Raw genomic sequence first — 17,101 nt, 5'->3', positions numbered from 1 at the left:
GTCTTAATCGGTCAGACGAGCCGACAAGATATGAACGCCCGGCGCGACATTAAAAGGCCGCGCCGGAGCTTTCGAATTACGCAATGATACTGATATCTGAGGCCAGACCGGCGGTGTCTGTGACGCCGCTTAGAATGATAGTGGTGTCGCCAAAATCCAGAATCAGATCGCCGTTGCTGATCACTCCGTAGGTGGAGACCACTTGGTTGGCCGTAAGGGTGGTGCCTCCCCAGATATCACTGGACAGCGACAGGGTATCCTCGGTCAACGTGAAGTCGTTGATCATATCTGTGCCCAGAGCAACCTCATCAAAGACAAATGTATCCTCGCCGACATTGCCCACCAGGGTGTCATCCCCGGTGCCGCCATAAAGAGTGTCGTTTCCATCGCCGCCGTAGAGGTAATCATTGCCTTGACCGCCATAGAGGATGTCGTTGTCGTCCTGGCCGTAGAGGCGATCATACCCATCTCCCCCGATCAGAGTGTCATCCCCCGTACCGCCATAGAGTCGGTCCCCTTCGGTGCCCCCGTCAAGTTGATCGACACCCGCGTCACCGCTTAGGATGTCCGCGCCAGAGTCTCCGAACAGGGTGTCGTTGTCGTTGCCGCCATAGAGATAGTCGGCATCCTCACCACCAGAGAGCGTATCGTCACCGTCCTGACCATAGAGACGATCGACACCCGCCTCACCGTTGATCGAATCCGAACCGGTTCCGCCCCAAAGGCGGTCATATCCGGCGCCGCCGAACATGATGTCGTTGCCATCTTCGCCAGACGCGCGGTCGGCGCCGTCGCCGCCGTAGATATAATCCCGTCCGGCCCCGCCAAAGATCGTGTCGTTGCCGTCCTGACCGTAGAGGCGATCCGTGGAACCGTTGCCGTAGATCGTATCGTTTTCCGTCCCGCCATAGACGTAGTCGTTGCCGTCTCCGCCATAGAGTTCGTCGTCACCGGCATCACCCGACACGCGGTCGTCGCCGGTTCCCCCGGACATCCAATCCGCACCATTGCCGCCGTACATGATGTCATCATCAGATTCGCCATATATGCTGTCGTTGTCGTCTTGGCCATAGAGACGGTCATTCCCTTGGCCCCCGACGATCAGGTCGTTGCCATCGCCACCGTAGATGCGATCCCAGCCATCTTCGCCGCGCAATTCGTCCATCGCCGAGCCGCCCGACATGATATCACTGCCCGCGCCACCATACACCGTGTCCCCGTCGACGTCGGAAGAGCCATTGAAACGGTCTGCGCCGTCGCCGAGATAAACGATATCGGAGCCGCCTTCGCCATCGACGATATCGTCTCCATCAAGTGCGCGGATCGTGTCATCCCCTGCACCGCCGTAAATCTCGTTGTTGGCCGAATTGCCGGTGATGTCGTCGTTTCCTGAGCCAGCATAGAGATTCTCGACCACAGTGCCGACCATGATGCCGACATTGCCGATCAGACCATCCACGTCAGAGAACGTACCGTCCTGCATGTCGATCCGGTCATCCGAGGTGGAGATGCTCAAGTTGAGCGTATCGGTCCCGTCGGCATCGTAAATCGTAAATGCAATTGGGTCGCCGGAATAGACGGTATTCGTCCCATTCTCCCAGTCGTTGAACAGATCACCGAGATAGTTGTTGAGATTGGTGCCGACGCCCCAAATGGTGTCGCCAGACGTCACTGAGCCCGCGCCGGCGGCCCCATAAAGGTTCTGAATGGCGCGGATGTCGGCCATCATCGTGGTGACGAGATAGGCCAGACTGGCGGACACATTCGTATTTTCGCTTTGCGAGAAGTACGACATGATCGACATTTGCCAGCTGTCATTGGCAAAATCTGCGTCTGAGGGGAAGTTTGCGGATCCGTTGTAAGCGGACTGGTGCCCCAGACCCAAGGCGTGACCGATCTCGTGGATATATGTCTGAAACCCATAGGTGCCGATTTCATCGCCCATGTAGGAATTCACCCAGCCACTGGTGATCACAACGTCGGAAGAGTTGATCGTATTTCCGCTCAGATCGGAGGTGGAATATGCGTTCAGGGATGTCGAATTACCATTGTCATCATTGTAGAACATGATGTCTGCGCCGGTTGAGGTCGTGACGGAGAAGGAGACATCCGCAACCATTTCCCACGATTCAAGCGCTGCGAGGGCAAGGTCCCGCTCAGTCGCGTTCAGGTCACTGATATTGACCGTGATCACATTCGAGCTTGAGGTGTTAAACGACCGCCAGTCCCCGCCATAGTCGCTCCAGAAGCCATCGGTCAGATAATCTGCCAACTCGTCGAGCGAGCCTTCCGCAACGGGTTCGGTCGTCTCCACATCAATCGTGTAGGCACCATAGTTTGAAGCATTTGGGTAAGCCGCGCCGCCAATGTAATAAGTGCCGCTCGACGTCGCGGCAAAGGTAATTTCCGAGTAAAGCCCCGGACCGCTGTCGTCATCGTAGGTCACCACATTCCCACCTGCATCGTACAGATCGAGATAGGTGTCCGTCAGAGTAGAAGACCCCGTCATTGAAATGGTGTAGGTCTCACCTGCGGTCAGGTTGATCTCGACCCAATCCACGTCACTGTTGGAGGACAATGTGCCGGAAAACGTATCCCCGACGCTCATGGTGTAGTTTGTATTCGTTCCCGCGGCGGCATCCGACCCTTCGGTGATCGTCGCATAGGTCGCGTTGTCTTCATACACGCAGTCATCGTCAGTCGGCCTAAAAGCCTCGCAAATTCCACACATAAATTTTCCCTCAATTACTCCACACAAGCAGTACGCCGTTAAACCCTCGGTCGTTTCCCACACCCCACATGCGATGAATAGACCTGCCTGAATTAGTAAATGCTTCTTTCTTTTCTGGCGAGATATTAAACGGACAATTTAAATGTTTTTGAATGTTGAAGTCTTATCTGCGCAACGGGGGCAGGTTTTATTCGAAAAGCGATGCAAAGCTGCGTTCGAAAAAGCGCTTGTAAAGTCCTTCCGTGTTCCCTCCTGGTCGGTCCATGACCGACAGCTCTCGCGTTTCTGACACACCCTCGCCATCGGCGGGCTCATAGTCCATGGACATAGCGAGGCCGAGGGGCGTTTCTCTTAAGGTGACGTCGAGGCGGGCCTGTGCCGGCTGATCTGTCTGGGCAACCCCGTTTGGCAGAACATGCTCAAGGGCCTCTCTGGCCCAGTCACAGGTGGAGGCTTCTGTTGTCTGCTCTGCGGAACATGTGAATTGAATAGTGCGTTGAGATTGGCTCATGGCCTGCCCCCTTTCACTGACAAGGAAAACCTGTGCGAGTGCAAGAGCTGCAACCAAACTCACATATTTCAGCGTTTGAAATACCGATTTCGACACAGCGTCCTCCGGTCGTTTCACTTGGATCAAATGCGTGTCTACGCACCAATATATTTTTCGCCCCGCGCCTTCGCCAGTGCAATCTGTTTCTGGCGCTCGCGGAAGCGTTCCTTTCGGTCGTCATCCGTTTCATCGATGCACTGATGACAGGACACGCCGTCTTCATATTCAGGACGCAGCTTGTCGTCGGGAAGGATCGGACGACGGCAGGCATGGCACAGCTCATGCGGCCCTTCGGTCAACCCATGCCCGATGGACACGCGCTGGTCAAAGACAAAACACTCGCCTTCCCAAAGGCTCTCGTCTTGCGGCATCTCTTCGAGATATTTCAGGATACCGCCCTTGAGATGGTAGACCTCTTCGATGCCTTGTCCCAACAGGAAATTCGTCGATTTCTCACAACGGATACCGCCGGTGCAGAACATCGCGATGCGTTTGTTGTGGAACCGATCCTTATTCTCTTCCCACCATTGCGGGAACTCGCGAAAGCTCTTGGTCTTCGGGTCAATGGCGTCTTTGAAGGTGCCGATCTGCACCTCGTAATCGTTGCGCGTGTCGATGATCGCCACGTCATCCGCGGAAATCAATTCGTTCCATTCCTCGGGGCTGCAATAGTGTCCAACCCGGGCTTTCGGGTCGACATCGGGCTGCCCCATGGTGACGATCTCTTTCTTGAGCCGCACTTTCATCCGGTTGAACGGCTGCTCGGCGGCGGTCGAGAGTTTATACTCGAAATCATCACAGCCCGGCAGGCTGCGGATATGTGCAACGAGGCGCTCAATCGCGGCGGGCGTGGGTCCTGCCACCGTGCCGTTGATCCCTTCTTTCGCCAACAAAAGTGATCCGGTGATGCCTTCGGCCAGACAAAGATCCAACAGACCCGACCGCAGGGCGGCGGGGTCTTCGAAGCGGGTGAAGTGATAGAGCGCGCAGACTGTAAACATGCGCTGTTCGATACGCCTGCGCGCCAGATCAGGCAAGCCCTCTCTGCATTCGGGGCCGGATCAGCTGAGTACGCGATCCGCCGCCAGAAGCGCGGCAGACAGGTCCTCGATCGCAGAGCCGACACCTTTGAACAGGGTGATCTCCTCTGCACTTTGCCGTGGCAAAAGATCGTCGCGACAGAGCCCCTCCAATGTGCCCGCAATATCGCTTTCCGTGATCACGCCTGTCGCAAGAGGGATGGCAATATCGCCGCTCTCGATCTTGGCATGTTCGGTGTCGATATAAATCCTGGCGCGGCGCATCACCTCATCGTCGGCTTCGCGCATTGCGGGCGTGAAGGAGCCGATGAGATCCACATGCTGACCGGGTTTGAGCCATACGCCCTTGAGGATTGGGTCACGCGCGAGCGTGGCGCAAGAGATGATATCTGCCGCAGACACCGCAGTCTCAAGATCGGCGGCGGCCTTTGCCTTATAGCCTTGCGCGACAAACCGCTGCGCCAGAGCCTCGGCGGCGGCGGCATTGCGGGCCCAGACCGTGATCTCCTCAATTGGCAGCGCGGCGTGATAGGCGCCGGCCAGATTGGCGGCAACGGCACCTGCCCCCACGATCAGCAATTTGCGGCTGTCCGGACGGGCAAGACGTTTCGCGGCAAGGGCAGAGGCCGCCGCCGTGCGCCGCGCCGTCAATTCCGTGCCATCCAACATCAACCTATGCATCCCGGTTTCGCGGTCGAACAGAATGTAGGACGACACCACGGCAGGCAGCCCGCGCGCGCCATTGCCCGGATGCACATTCACGATCTTGACGCCGCCCCAGCCCTTGGATTGCCACGCGGGCATCAGCAAAAGCGTGTCCTCCCCCATCGCGTGATGGTGGCGCAAGGGCACCTCCGCCCCGGTTTTGAACCCCTTATCCAAGGCGGCGAGCAGCCCGTCGAACGGCAGCGCCTCACGGGTCTCTTCGGCACTCAATACTTTCATCTGTCTCTCCATTCGGTCTGTAGGGTTCAAAGTGCGGCGAGCCATTTCGCCGTCGCGGATACACCGTTCAGCACGGGTGTTTCGCCCATCATCGCCTGCGCCAAAAGCTCCGCACTCCCGAGGCTCATGGTCCAGCCCAACTGCCCGTGCCCCGCATTGATCCAAAGATTGTCATAGGCGCGCACACGCCCGAGATAGGGCGGCCCGGCGGGCGTGGTCGGACGCAGCCCGGACCAAATTTCTGGATGGTCCGGATCGACGCCCGTGCCGAAATTCCGTTGCACGTACTCTTTCAAAAACGTGATCCGTTTTTCCGGCAGAGAAAGATCCCGTCCAGCAAATTCGGCAATCGCGGTCACCCGAAGCCGGTCGCCGAAATTCGACACGGCCAGCAATTCGGTCTCATCCACAAAGGGCAGTTGCGGCACGGCGCCCGGATCGGTGATGCGCCAGGTGCCGGAATAGCCCTTGATCGGATAGATATTCGGCACAAACCCTAGGTTTCGGGTCACATCCGGCGTCTCCACCCCGGTGGCAAGCACCACGTCTGTGCACTCCATCGGCCCGGCATCGGTCTCTACGGCCGAAATCCGGTGGTTTTTGCAGGTAAACCCCGTGACCTTGGTGTCATAGCGAAACGCGATGCCTTCTCGATCAAGCCATGCCCCGGTGCGCGCGCTGAACAGGTGGCAGTCGCCCACGGAATCGATATGGCTGCGCAGCCCGCCTGCCAGTCGATCCCTCATTCCGGCAAGGCCCGGCTCAAGCTCGATCAGGGCCGAAGGATCGAGCACCTCGATCTCCTGACCAGAGCCGATCTTGGCGGCATAGCTTTGAAACTGGGCCTTGTCCTGAAACAGATAAAGCGCCCCGTCGTGCCGCGTCTCCCCCGGGAGACCCATCGCAGTTTCGGCGGGCAAAAGCATGTCCCGGCTCATCCGCGCGAGGCGTTGCAGCTTGCGGGTGTTGGCGGCGTTGGCGCGTGATGTGCACTGCGTCAGAAATTCCATCCCCCATCGCCACAGCGCCGGGTCCAGAAGTTTCGAAATTTTCACCGAAGGCTCACGCCCCATGAGTGCGCGCATCATGGCCGGGAGAGCGGCGGGTTCGGCCCAGGCCTTGGCATGTCCGACCGCCATCAACCCGGCATTGCCGCGCGAACAGAATTCGGCGGGGCCGGAGAGGCGGTCGATCACAGTGACCGTCTTGCCGCGCAGCATCAGCGCCCGCGCGGTCATGATGCCCACGGCGCCCGCGCCAATGACGATGGTTCTGTCTTGTTGCATCGCTCAGGCCCCCGAGGTGCTGATCCAAAGCACCTCGGCAGGTGTTTCGCTCAGGCTGATCAAGGCATGCCCCATGGCGCTGTCGAAGGCAAAACTGTCGCCGGGCTGCAAATCGACGGGGGCGTAATGTTCGGTAAAGACCCGTATCTGGCCGGATTGGACAAGGATTTGCTCTTGGCCCATGTGGCGTTGCAGCGCGTCAAACTCGGACAGATCGCGGGCAAGAATTTCGGCGCGAAACACCAGTGCTTGTTTCGCCACAACGTCGTCGCACAGCAGCTCCAGCCGGTAATGTGGCGTTTCGACAAGGCGCCCCTGTCCTTTGCGGGTCAGCGACCGCCAGCCGGACAGCGAGGAGGTCTGGCCCGCGTTGAAAAACGCATTCAAGCTGAGCCCCAGCCCGGAACACAATTTCTCAAGCGTCTCGAAGGTTGGCGACAGCTGGCCGTTTTCAATCCGCGACAGGGTCGAAACCGACAGCCCGCTTTGCGCAGCGAGTTTCGCCAGTGTCAGGGTCTGGTCCTGTCTCAGCCGTTTGAGCGTGTCGGACAGCGGCTCGCGGGGAGCGGTTTCGGAGGGGGTGTCGGTGGTGCGCAGCTCAGATGTCCACATCGCGACTCTCTTCAGTGTGTCAAATGTGGATATTTATTGCATATACGCAAAATTTATCAAGAGGGCAGTCTCTAGTCTTTGGTCATCTGCGCGGCCCCCGCCGTCAGCGTCTCCACAAGACCGGCAATCTCGGATTTCAACGCCTCCATCGGCACGCCGACAAAGCGGCCCTGCAAGGCGAGGTAGACCACGCCATGAACCGCGGCGAAGGTCGTCCGGGTGCGCAGGATCAGGGCCTCATGCGTCATATCCGGGCGCAGTTTCGCGAGATGCGGCGCGATGACTTCGACGAGGACCGCATGTTCCTGTTTGTGCCATTCCGGAATGTCCTGACCTTCGGGCAGACGATGTTCAAAGAGTGAGAGCCAAAGCGGTTGATGCGCGATGGCGAAATCTGCGTAGCGCAGGGCGAGGGCCTGCAACGCGTGTTGCGGCGTGTCGCCCGCCTGCGTGACCGCTTCGGTCAGGGTTTCGGCCAATTCGGTGAGGGTGCGCGAGTTCACCTCGATCACCAACATGTCGAGATCCTCGACCACTGTATAGAGCGAGCCCAGGGCACATCCTGCCCGTGCGGTCACGGCCCGTGCCTTCAACCCCGCCAAGCCGTGTTCGATGATTTCCGCCTCTGCGGCGTCGATCAGGCGCTTTTTCAACTCGGCTTTTTTGGCTTCGCGTGCGGTGCTCATCTTATTCCTCGAATTTTTTTGAACGATGTTCATTTTTTATCTTGAACAACGTTCACGATTGCTGCATACAGGCTTCATGAACAACGTTCATAGAGAAGGAGCTTACGATGTTCAAGATGTTTACGACCCTCATCCGGGCCCGCACGCATGACGCGGCAGAGGCTATTGAAGATGCCAATGCCCTGACCATCCTGCGCCAGCAATTGCGCGATGCCGCCGATGAGCTTCAGGGCGCAAAACGCGCGGTGGCCGTGGTGATCGCCTATGCCGAGCGTGAGAAAAACAACGCGGCCAAGATTGCCGGGCAGATCAATGATCTCGAACTGCGCGCCGTCGAAGCGCTGCGTCAGGATCGTGAAGACCTCGCCACCGAGGCCGCCTCTGCGATTGCCGAATTGGAAGCCGAAGCCGCCGCCTCGGCGCGGGCCACGGCCCACTATGATGCGGAAATCCGCCGTCTGCGCGAACAGGTGAGCCTCTCTGAGCAGCGCCTGCGCGCCTTGCAACGCGGCAAGCAAATCGCCGATGCGGCTGCCCGCACGCAAAAACTGCGCGGCACTATGCCGGACGGCGTTGTCTCAAGCCTTCGCGAAGCCGAAGCCACCTTGGAGCGTTTGCAATCTCGTCAAGAGCACGCCGAAGCTGTCGATATTGCCCTGCGTGATCTGACCACAGGCCCGTCCGCAGAAGGCACAGTGGCCCGCCTCGCCGCCGCTGGCTGCGGTGCGCCGCTGCGCCCGGAAGCCGCCCATGTGCTTGATCGTCTGCGTGCAAAAACCGCCTGATCCAAACCCATTTGTCAAAACCAACCGAACACACCAAAATTCAACGGAGACCTAAAATGTCGAAATCTTATACCCCCAAAGTGTCCAACGCGTGGAACCTCTTCACCTATTTCAACTTTTCCATCGCGGCCCTGATGATGGCCGGCGGCATCTGGTCGCTGGAGGCAAGTTTCTCCGCGAAAGGCTATTACGCCATGGCGGCGCTGATGCTGGTCTATTCGACGGCCTCGATCACAAAGGCCTTGCGCGATAAAGAGGAAGGCGAGCGCATCTACAACAAACTCGAAGATGCCCGCACTGAACGCCTTTTGGCCGAAGCCCGCGGCGACACCGACGTGTGATCTTTCTCGGGCGGCCCCGAAAGCTCTGGGCCGCCTGCCAATCTCTTTGCTATGCGAGTTTTCCCATGACCCGTTCGATGAAATATCTGGCCCATGTCCTCTTTGTTCTGATCGTCTTGGCCAGCACGGCCTGGAGCGCGACCGCGCTTTGGTTGCATCTCACCGGCGGGCTGCGTGTGGGGGCGCTTGGTGCCCTGATTGCGATGGCTCTCACGGCGCTGATCCTGCGGTTTAAACGGGGGCGTCGTTTGGGTTGGGCCACATTGGCGCTGGGCGGCCTCGCGGTGGCGGGGTGGTATCAGACCATCACGCCTGAACAAACGCGCGACTGGGCGATGGATGTGTCCAAAGGCGTGCGGGCCGAAGTCGAGGGCGATCACGTCCGGCTGGCAAATATCCGGGATTTCGAGTGGCAGAGCAAAACCGAGGCCACGCCGCGTTGGATCACGGAAGACTACGATCTGAACGATCTTGAGACGGTCGATATGATCACCTCGGTCTGGGACAATCCCGATATTGCCCATCTCTTGGTGAGTTTCGGCTTTGCCTCGGGTGAAAACGTGGTGTTTTCCGTCGAGATTCGTCGTGAGGCGAATGAAGAATTCAACGAACTCGGTGGGTTTTTCCGTCAATTCGAGCTTGTTCTGATCGCCGCGACCGAGCGTGACATCGTCAAGCTGCGCACCAATTACCGCAAGGAACAGGTGCGGCTTTACCCGGTCCATCTGAGCGCCGAGCAACGCCGGACCATGTTCCTGTCCTATGTCGAACTGGCGCAGCGCCTCGAAGAAAAGCCGTCCTTTTACAACACGATCACCGCGAATTGCACGACGAGCGTCTGGGCTTTGGCGTTGGCTCTGAAACCCGACCTGCCGATGGATGAACGTCTGATCCTCTCCGGGCGTTTGCCGGATTACCTGACCGATCTGGGCGTGATCGATGCCGCACCGGCCGAGGAGCGCGACGAAAATGCGCTGATCACGCCGCTGGCGCAGAACGATACCGGCGAGGCCTCTTTTTCCGATGTCATTCGACGCAAATGATCTGATGCACGCAAAGAGGATGTCTCATGCAAAAGGCCACAACGCGAAGGTTGTGGCCTTTCTGACGTTAAAGTCTCGCTCACTTGCGCAGTTTTGCCTGCTCCAGTGACCAATATTCCATATCGAACAGATCGGCCTCCGAGATCGGGGTGAAGCGATTGTAGTCCTCGGCAGCGTTCACGATCCGGGTGGTTTGCTCCAAAAGATCACCGGCAATCTTCGCGGCTTTCTCATTTGCGCCCAGACCGTAAAGACCAACGCCGGGCACAAGAACCGCGCGCGGCAGCGGATCGAGCATGATCTTTTCTTCCGAAGCATTGGGGGCGTTGCGGTCGAAATAGGCTTTGTAGCGGGTTGCGTAGTCCGCAAGCGCGCGGGTGATCTCTTCGGCGCCGTCATTGGCGTCCAGAATCATGCCGAAAGGCTTGATGCGGATGACGTGATCCGGTGTCGCCGTGCCGCGTTGCGACAGTTCAATCAGGTTTTCGCGCGCCAGATAGGTCCGAATGGACGGGGTGGAGCGGAAATCAAGCGCGGGGGCATCGCCCAGATGGCCGTCAGCGGCAAGAGCGTCGCGCAACGCCTGCGTCAGGGCCTCGGGCGCGTCACGATCATTGTCTTGCGGCGGCAGCGCCACTGCGCCGCGCGCGGCCAGATAGTCCTCGGCCAGCGTCACGAATTCAATCATCAGCTCATAGCTTTCGCGCGCCGTCTCCGCGAAGGTGAACAGCCCATGCTGCGCCAGCCAAAGCCCCTCGACATTCGGGTGTTTGTTCAGCGCATCATTGCAGGCGTGGCTGAGGCTATAGCCCGGCATGACATAGGGCACAAAGGCCACGCGGTTGCCGTAAATCTCATGCATCACCGGCTCCATGTCGCTTTGATCGGCCAGCGCGAGAGAGGCCGTCGCATGGGTGTGATCGACAAAAGCGTGGGGCATATAGGCGTGCAGCAGCGCCTCGATCGAAGGCGTCGGCGCGCTTGGGTCCAAAAGATTGGCCCGCAACAGCGCCACCATGTCCTCATCCGACATATGCGGGATCTCGCGCGTTTTCAAAAGCGGTTCAAGATGCATCGCGGGAAGGCCGGGCGCTTCGATGTCGCCCAAATCCCAACCGGAGCCCTTCACATGGATCAAATCCTGCCCCTCGGCATCTTTGACCTTGACCGAGGTGTTGCCCCCGCCATGCAAAACGAGATCGGGGTCTTGCCCGATCAGGCGCGAGGTGTAGACCCGCAGGCCAAGCGCAGCGGGCTGCCCCTCTGCCTCGGCGGCCTCGATAAATTTCTGCGCTTCGGTGTCATTCCAGCGGGACTGCATAGGTGGTTCCTTCCATGAAAGAGCGAGGGCGCGAACGCCCCCGCCTGACGTGTGTGTTAGTGTTTAGAAGTCAAAGTTGTCGATGTTTTCGGCGGTGAAAACAGTGCGCTCCGGCAACAGGATGATGCCATTGCCATCGGCCTCATAGTCATAGCCCTGCACCGCGTTGGGCGACACTTCGACCTCGCCGATGCCCGGCACCTCGACTTTGTCGCCAACATTCAGCGGACCGTTTTCAAGCACATGAGCCGCAACGGCGACGGAGATCGCACCCTGTTGCGTCACATCCCACAGGCCGAAACGCTCGATGGTGCCGCGTTTGACATAGGGGCGCATGACGTTCGGGGTGGAAAAGCCGACGATGGTCACGTCGCCTGCACGATCAAGGTTCTCGGCGGCTTGCGCGGAGGCCGGGAGCGCGTTGGCATCGGGGGCGATGATCGCGTCCAGATCCGGGTAGGCGGAGAGGATGCTCTCGGCCGTTTGCAGAGATTTCTGCGCATCGTTGTAGCCGTATTGCGTGGTGACGACTTCCCAACCCGGATGCTCGGCGGCGATCTTGGCTTTGGCCGCTTCCGCCCAGGCGTTCTGGTCGGTCACGGTCGGGGACGAGTAGAAGAAGGCCACTTTCGCGTCCTCTTTGCCCTCAAGACCGTCCTCGGCCATATCGACCAAGAGACCACCCAACTGCTCAGGCGTGCCTTGGTTGATGTAGTAGGAACGGCATTCCGGGCTGACGTCCGAATCCCATGTCATCACAAGAACATCACGCGCCATTGCTTGTTTCAGCGCCGGGCAAAGACCGTCGGGCGACACAGAAGACAGCACGACGGCGCCGTAGCCCTGATTGACAAAGTTGTTCACGAACTGAACCTGTGCGGAGACGCTGGGCTCCGTCGGGCCGTCATAGGTGACATTGACGCCAAGCTCCTCGCCCATCGCCGTCGCGCCGTTGCCGCCCGAGGTGAAAAAGCCGACCCCGACCAGTTTGGGAATGAACGCGATGTCCTCCGCGGCGGCGGCGTTGACCGCCATCACCCCGGCTGCGATCGCGCCAAGAAATTTTACCGATTTACGCATGGTGTTTCCTCCTCCATTTGAACTTATTTGCACGGGTCAGTTGGTCTGACCTGGGCGCACCGGGATAAATGCGCTCAAAAGCGCGAAGCCATGGCGGAACGCCACGACAATCACCAGAAGCGCCCCGGACAGCGCGCTGGAAATCTGACTGGGGACGCCGCTCATTTGCAGGCCCTGTTGCAGGTAGCCGATGACGAATGTGGCGATGATCGTGCCCAGCACAGACCCTTTGCCGCCATAGATCGACGCGCCGCCGAGCACCGCCGCCGTGATTGCGGGCAACAGCGTTGCGCCGCCCAGATCGACGCGCGCCGATCCGAAATAGGCCGACAGCAACAGTCCTGCGAGTGCTGCGGCCAGACCGGTGAGCACATAGGTCCACATCTGGACGCGGAACACGGGCATGCCCGAATGACGCGCGGCGTCTTCGTTTTGGCCGATCTGGAACACCAGCCGCCCAAAGCGCGTCATGTGCAGCAAGACCAAAAGCACGGCAGAGAAGCACAGGAAGACAAAAAGCGGCATCGGCAGGCCGAACATTTGCGCATAGCCAAGCCCGGTGAAGGCGGCCGGAAATCCGCCGATCCCCTCGTAGCCATTCGCGCCCACAACGCCCGACAAGACGGTCGCAGCCCCTGAGAACATATAGAGAGAGCCCAAGGTGACGACCAAAGGTTGCAACCGCGTCAGGCGAATGATCGTGGCGTTCAAAAGGCCCGCCAACGCGCCGGTGGCAAAGCCGACCGTCAAAGAGGCCGCCAGAGGCAGGCCAAAGAAATTGGCGATCCCGAAGGTGATGGCGCAAAGCCCGACGGTGGAGGCGAAGCTCACGTCAATGCCGCCCGCAATGATCACGAGGGTCAAAGGCACGGCGACGATCCCGACCTGCACGAAATCCGATGTTCCGAACAAAAGCGAGCTGGGCCGCAAAAAGCGTGGGTTGATCATGCCAAAGATGATGAGTTCGAGAGCGAGCAGGGCGAGAAGCAGAACTTCCCAGCGCAGAATGAGCTTTTTCATGCCGCATCCTCCAGCGTTTTGGATTGGGGTGTTGGGGCCTCGCCTCGGTGATAGCGGGCGGCACGATCTCGGGCTTCGAGCGCAATGCGCAACCGGCCATCGATCAGCAAGACGGTCAAAAGCATGGCGCCACCGATCAGATCGTTCCAATAGGCCGGGATTTTGAGGAACACGAGCGCGGTGTCGATCGAGGTGAAAAAGATCACGCCGATCACCACGCCAGCGACCGTTCCGACGCCGCCCAAAAGGCTGATGCCGCCCAAAACCAGCGCCGCAATCGCACGCAACTCGATGCCGGTGCCGGCCTGGTTTGGCACAAATCCGATCTGCGCGGCGAAGGTGATGCCCGCAAGCGCGGCCATGCCACCACCCCAGACAAAGGCGAGAAATTCGATCCGCTTCACAGGCAGGCCGAGGTGGCGTGCCGCCGCGCGGTTGTCGCCGACCACCATGACCCAGCGCCCGCGTCGTGCCCGTAAAAAGGCCCAGACAGCGACGATCACAACCATGGTGCAAAGGCCCATCACGGACAGCCCGCCGATGGATTTCGCGCCAAGCGCCTTGAGCGTTTCCGGCAGTTCTTCGATCCATTCTCCGCCTGTCGCGATCAGCATCACGCCACGGAAGAGGCCCAGTGTGCCAAGCGTTGCCACAATCGATGGCACGCCAAGCACGGCGACCAAAACCCCGTTGACTGCGCCGGCGGCAAGGCCCGCGCCAAGGGTCAGGGCAATGGCCACCGGCATGGCGAGCCCGGCATTGAGGGACAGTCCAAGTGTGACCGCCGAAAGCCCCAGAACCGAGCCGCCGGAGACGTCGATATTGCGGGTCAAAATGACCGGAAAGACGCCCAAGGCGATCAGCATGAGCACCAGCCCGTTCGACCAGATCATCGTGGCCGTGCTCGGCGCCAGAAATCCCGGTGCCGCCGCACCAACGGCCAAAAGCACCGCGATGGTGACGAGCAAAAGTGTCGCGACGCGGTCGCGGGCGATCCAGTTAAGCATGGGTGGTCTCCTTGGACTCGAAGGCCAGTTGTCCGATGGCGTCGGTCGAGGCCCCTGCGGGCAATTCTCCGGCCAGATGCCCGCCCGCCATCACCGCAATCCTGTCGGACAGGCGCACCACCTCGTCGAAATCGGATGAAATCACGATGACGGAGGTGCCTGCGGCGGCGAGGTCTTCGATGATGCGATAAATGTCGTTGCGCGCGCCGACATCGACGCCGCGGGTCGGCTCGTCGAGGATCAAAAGCTTTGGCTCAGCGGCGAGACATTTCGACAAAAGCACCTTTTGCTGATTGCCGCCCGACAGGCTGTTCACCGGTTGATCGGCGCTGGCGCATTTGATGCCGAGACTTTTGCGATAGGTCTCGAACCGGGTCTGTTCGCGCCCCGGCCGCAAAAAGAAGGGCAGACGGTGGTAGACGAAAGACGAGGTGTTCCAATAGAGCGGCGCTTCGAGGAAGAGGCCGTATTGCTGGCGGTCTTCGGACAGATGCACGATGCCTTGCTTGACGGCGTCGCTCGGTTTGGTCGCGTGGAACGGAAGGCCTTCGAGCAGAACTTCCCCGCCAGAACGCGGTCTGAGGCCGACGAGGGTTTCGGCCAGTTCGGTTCGGCCCGCGCCGACAACACCCGTCAGGCCCAGAACTTCACCGCGATGCACCTCGAGAGAAATGTCGACAAAGCCCTCGCCGCTCAAGTGCGACAGCTGCAGGACCTTCTCTTCTGACACAATTTTCCCTTCGATGCGGTCGTTGAGCGCGGTCACGCCGGGGCTCATGGCGGCCAGAATCTCCGCATCTGTGCTCTGCGCCATTTCGGCGCTATGCACGACAAAGCCGTCCCGCAAAACGGTGATCCGGTCGGAAACGGCGCGCAATTCGTGCAGCTTGTGCGAGATGAACACGAGGCCATGACCGGACTCGCGCAGGCTTTTCATGCGGGTGAACAGGGTCTCCACCTCATGCGGCGTGAGCGCGGAGGTCGGTTCATCGAGGATCAGGACTTTCGCATCGCGAATGAGTCCGCGCAGAATCTCGACGATTTGCCGATCCGCGATCTCAAGGGTCGCCGCTTTGGTCTCAAGTCCGAGCGTCACGCCCATGCGGGCAATCAGATCTTTCACGCGGCTGCGATAGGCGCTGGCGGCCTGCGGCAGGCCGATGCAGACATTTTCGAGCACGGATTGGTTCGGAAAAATATGCGCCTCTTGCGGCACAAGGTAGAGCCCCATGGCCTGCGCCTGCGCCGGGGTGGCGGGTGACAAAGCTGCGCCGCCGATCTGCACTTGGCCGCCGGTGGCCGGCACCAGCCCGGCCAGGATCTTCATCAATGTGGACTTGCCTGCGCCGTTTCCACCCAAAAGCGCATGGACCTCTCCTTCGCGCACGGAAAAATCCACGCCCTTCAGGACGGCCACCGGACCATAGTTTTTCGAGACGGAGACAAGCTCCGCAAGGGTCGGTTTCATGTCGCCTCCTCAACGCCATCGAGACCTGCATCTGAGGGTGAGGCCGCAGGTTTGGCGGCGCGAGTCACTGATCAGATGTTTCAGTTAATATCATCTGCTCAGCCCGAGGCCGGTCTGTCAATACGTAAATTGCCCATAAATTCGCCGCAACGCGGCAATTTTGGTGTAAAAATAGGCATATTGACATGATCAAATGTATTTGCGAAAAATAAATAAACTTACCGAGGCCGAAAAGGGCGCAGAGGATGGCGGACATGAACGAGACCAACGGGGACGCGGCTTTGCTCGCGCGTGTTGCGTGGCTCTATTACAATGACGGCCTGACCCAAGGTGAGATCGGTGCGCTCCTCAATCTGTCCCGAATCAAGGTTTCGCGTCTGCTCGAAGCAGGCCGGACCTCTGGTCTCATTCAGCTGAGCATCAATTCGCGGGAGCAGGGCTGTCTTGAGCTTGAAACCCGCATGCGTGCGCAATTCGGTCTCAGCGATTGCCGTGTCATTCCCGAAAGCACCTCGGAAGACATCAATATGCGTGTCGGCCAAGCGGCGGCGCAGTATTTGATGCAAAAACTGCAGCCCGGCGACAGTCTGTCGGTCGGCTGGGGCGAAACTGTCGCGCATTCGATCCGAATGCTCGGCTACACGGCGCAAGAGCGCGGCGTTGGTCTCTATTCTCTGACGGGGGGCGTGAAGACCTATGTCGAGGGGATGCGTGAGGCCAATTGGCATCGCAACGTCAATATCATCCCGGCCCCGCTGGTGGTTTCGACCCCCGAACTGGCGCAGGCGCTGATGCAGGAGCCGTCTGTGTCCTCGCTGATCTCGAAGGCGCTGGAGGCCGAGTATAAACTTGTGGGCATCGGTGGGCTGAGCGAAACCGCGACTGTTGTGAATCAGGGCTATCTCGCGCCCGGCGAAATCGACCCGCTGCGCCGCCTCGGCGCACGTGGCGACATTTTGTGCCGCTTCTACGATCGCACCGGCCAAGACATCAGCCTGCCGCTGCATGACTGCGTCGTCGGGGTCGACCTTGAACAGCTCAGAACCTCCGAGAAAGTGATTGCCGCCGCGGGTGGCCCCACCAAGACCGGACCAATCCTCTCTGCCCTGCGCGGGGAAATCATCGACATTCTGGTGACCGACGAGCCGACCGCCTTGGCTTTGCTCGACGCCGTGGAAGGGTAAAC

General features: G+C 59.5%; 16 protein-coding genes. 4 read left to right on the top strand and 12 right to left on the bottom strand.

Annotated elements, in window-relative coordinates:
- Positions 1-76: 76 nt before the first annotated feature.
- From ACN0X0_RS06735 to ACN0X0_RS06705, 7 genes are all read right to left on the bottom strand, one after another.
- Complete coding sequence (locus ACN0X0_RS06735) at positions 77-2,686, bottom strand: M10 family metallopeptidase C-terminal domain-containing protein (RefSeq protein WP_417278536.1); 2,610 nt, start codon at positions 2,684-2,686, stop codon at positions 77-79.
- Between the two features lie 232 nt (positions 2,687-2,918).
- Positions 2,919-3,242, bottom strand: a complete 324-nt coding sequence (locus ACN0X0_RS06730) for a hypothetical protein (RefSeq protein WP_417278535.1) — start codon at positions 3,240-3,242, stop codon at positions 2,919-2,921.
- Positions 3,243-3,376: 134 nt separating this feature from the next.
- The gene (locus ACN0X0_RS06725) at positions 3,377-4,282 is read right to left on the bottom strand and encodes a rhodanese-related sulfurtransferase (protein WP_417278534.1); all 906 of its coding nucleotides are present in this window, start codon (positions 4,280-4,282) and stop codon (positions 3,377-3,379) included.
- 60 nt (positions 4,283-4,342) lie between these two features.
- Positions 4,343-5,266 (bottom strand): ornithine cyclodeaminase family protein, encoded by a 924-nt coding sequence (locus ACN0X0_RS06720; protein WP_417278533.1) that lies wholly within the window; start codon positions 5,264-5,266, stop codon positions 4,343-4,345.
- Positions 5,267-5,292: 26 nt separating this feature from the next.
- On the bottom strand, positions 5,293-6,552 hold the full coding sequence (locus tag ACN0X0_RS06715; protein WP_417278532.1) for an FAD-dependent oxidoreductase: 1,260 nt from the start codon (positions 6,550-6,552) through the stop codon (positions 5,293-5,295).
- Positions 6,553-6,555: 3 nt separating this feature from the next.
- Positions 6,556-7,164, bottom strand: coding sequence for a helix-turn-helix domain-containing protein (locus tag ACN0X0_RS06710; RefSeq protein ID WP_417278531.1), 609 nt, complete (start codon positions 7,162-7,164; stop codon positions 6,556-6,558).
- A gap of 71 nt (positions 7,165-7,235) precedes the next feature.
- Positions 7,236-7,850: a TetR/AcrR family transcriptional regulator gene (locus ACN0X0_RS06705; protein ID WP_417278530.1), complete on the bottom strand. Its 615-nt coding sequence runs from the start codon at positions 7,848-7,850 to the stop codon at positions 7,236-7,238.
- Positions 7,851-7,957: 107 nt separating this feature from the next.
- Here ACN0X0_RS06705 and ACN0X0_RS06700 point away from each other — a divergent pair, with 107 nt between their 5' ends.
- The 3 genes from ACN0X0_RS06700 (at position 7,958) to ACN0X0_RS06690 (ending at position 10,019) form a co-directional block, all read left to right on the top strand.
- Positions 7,958-8,635, top strand: coding sequence for a PspA/IM30 family protein (locus ACN0X0_RS06700; RefSeq protein WP_417278529.1), 678 nt, complete (start codon positions 7,958-7,960; stop codon positions 8,633-8,635).
- 56 nt (positions 8,636-8,691) lie between these two features.
- Positions 8,692-8,976 (top strand): YiaA/YiaB family inner membrane protein, encoded by a 285-nt coding sequence (locus ACN0X0_RS06695; protein ID WP_167601057.1) that lies wholly within the window; start codon positions 8,692-8,694, stop codon positions 8,974-8,976.
- A gap of 65 nt (positions 8,977-9,041) precedes the next feature.
- Positions 9,042-10,019, top strand: coding sequence for a DUF4105 domain-containing protein (locus ACN0X0_RS06690; protein ID WP_417278528.1), 978 nt, complete (start codon positions 9,042-9,044; stop codon positions 10,017-10,019).
- A 79-nt stretch (positions 10,020-10,098) separates the two neighbouring features.
- On the opposite strand, the gene ACN0X0_RS06685 is transcribed toward ACN0X0_RS06690, so the two are convergent.
- From ACN0X0_RS06685 to lsrA, 5 genes are all read right to left on the bottom strand, one after another.
- Positions 10,099-11,340, bottom strand: a complete 1,242-nt coding sequence (locus tag ACN0X0_RS06685) for a class II aldolase/adducin family protein (RefSeq protein WP_417278527.1) — start codon at positions 11,338-11,340, stop codon at positions 10,099-10,101.
- Between the two features lie 63 nt (positions 11,341-11,403).
- Complete coding sequence (lsrB, locus tag ACN0X0_RS06680) at positions 11,404-12,420, bottom strand: autoinducer 2 ABC transporter substrate-binding protein LsrB (protein ID WP_226551388.1); 1,017 nt, start codon at positions 12,418-12,420, stop codon at positions 11,404-11,406.
- 36 nt (positions 12,421-12,456) lie between these two features.
- Positions 12,457-13,440 carry an ABC transporter permease subunit gene (locus ACN0X0_RS06675; RefSeq protein ID WP_417262516.1) on the bottom strand — a complete coding sequence of 328 codons (984 nt, stop codon included), beginning with the start codon at positions 13,438-13,440 and terminating at the stop codon, positions 12,457-12,459.
- Entirely contained in the window at positions 13,437-14,447 is a 1,011-nt protein-coding gene (locus ACN0X0_RS06670; RefSeq protein WP_417262517.1) for an ABC transporter permease subunit, read from the bottom strand. The genes ACN0X0_RS06675 and ACN0X0_RS06670 overlap by 4 nt, the downstream gene beginning before the upstream one ends.
- A complete protein-coding gene (lsrA, locus tag ACN0X0_RS06665) occupies positions 14,440-15,915 on the bottom strand; it encodes an autoinducer 2 ABC transporter ATP-binding protein LsrA (protein ID WP_417278526.1) in 1,476 nt (491 codons plus the stop codon). The genes ACN0X0_RS06670 and lsrA overlap by 8 nt, the downstream gene beginning before the upstream one ends.
- A 254-nt stretch (positions 15,916-16,169) precedes the next feature.
- Here lsrA and ACN0X0_RS06660 point away from each other — a divergent pair, with 254 nt between their 5' ends.
- Positions 16,170-17,099 (top strand): sugar-binding transcriptional regulator, encoded by a 930-nt coding sequence (locus ACN0X0_RS06660; protein WP_417262519.1) that lies wholly within the window; start codon positions 16,170-16,172, stop codon positions 17,097-17,099.
- The last annotated feature ends 2 nt before the right edge of the window (positions 17,100-17,101 follow it).

Source organism: Celeribacter sp. (assembly GCF_048270365.1).
In the GTDB taxonomy this organism is placed as follows: Bacteria; Pseudomonadota; Alphaproteobacteria; order Rhodobacterales; family Rhodobacteraceae; genus Celeribacter.
This window is presented reverse-complemented; position numbering and strand designations above follow the sequence as displayed.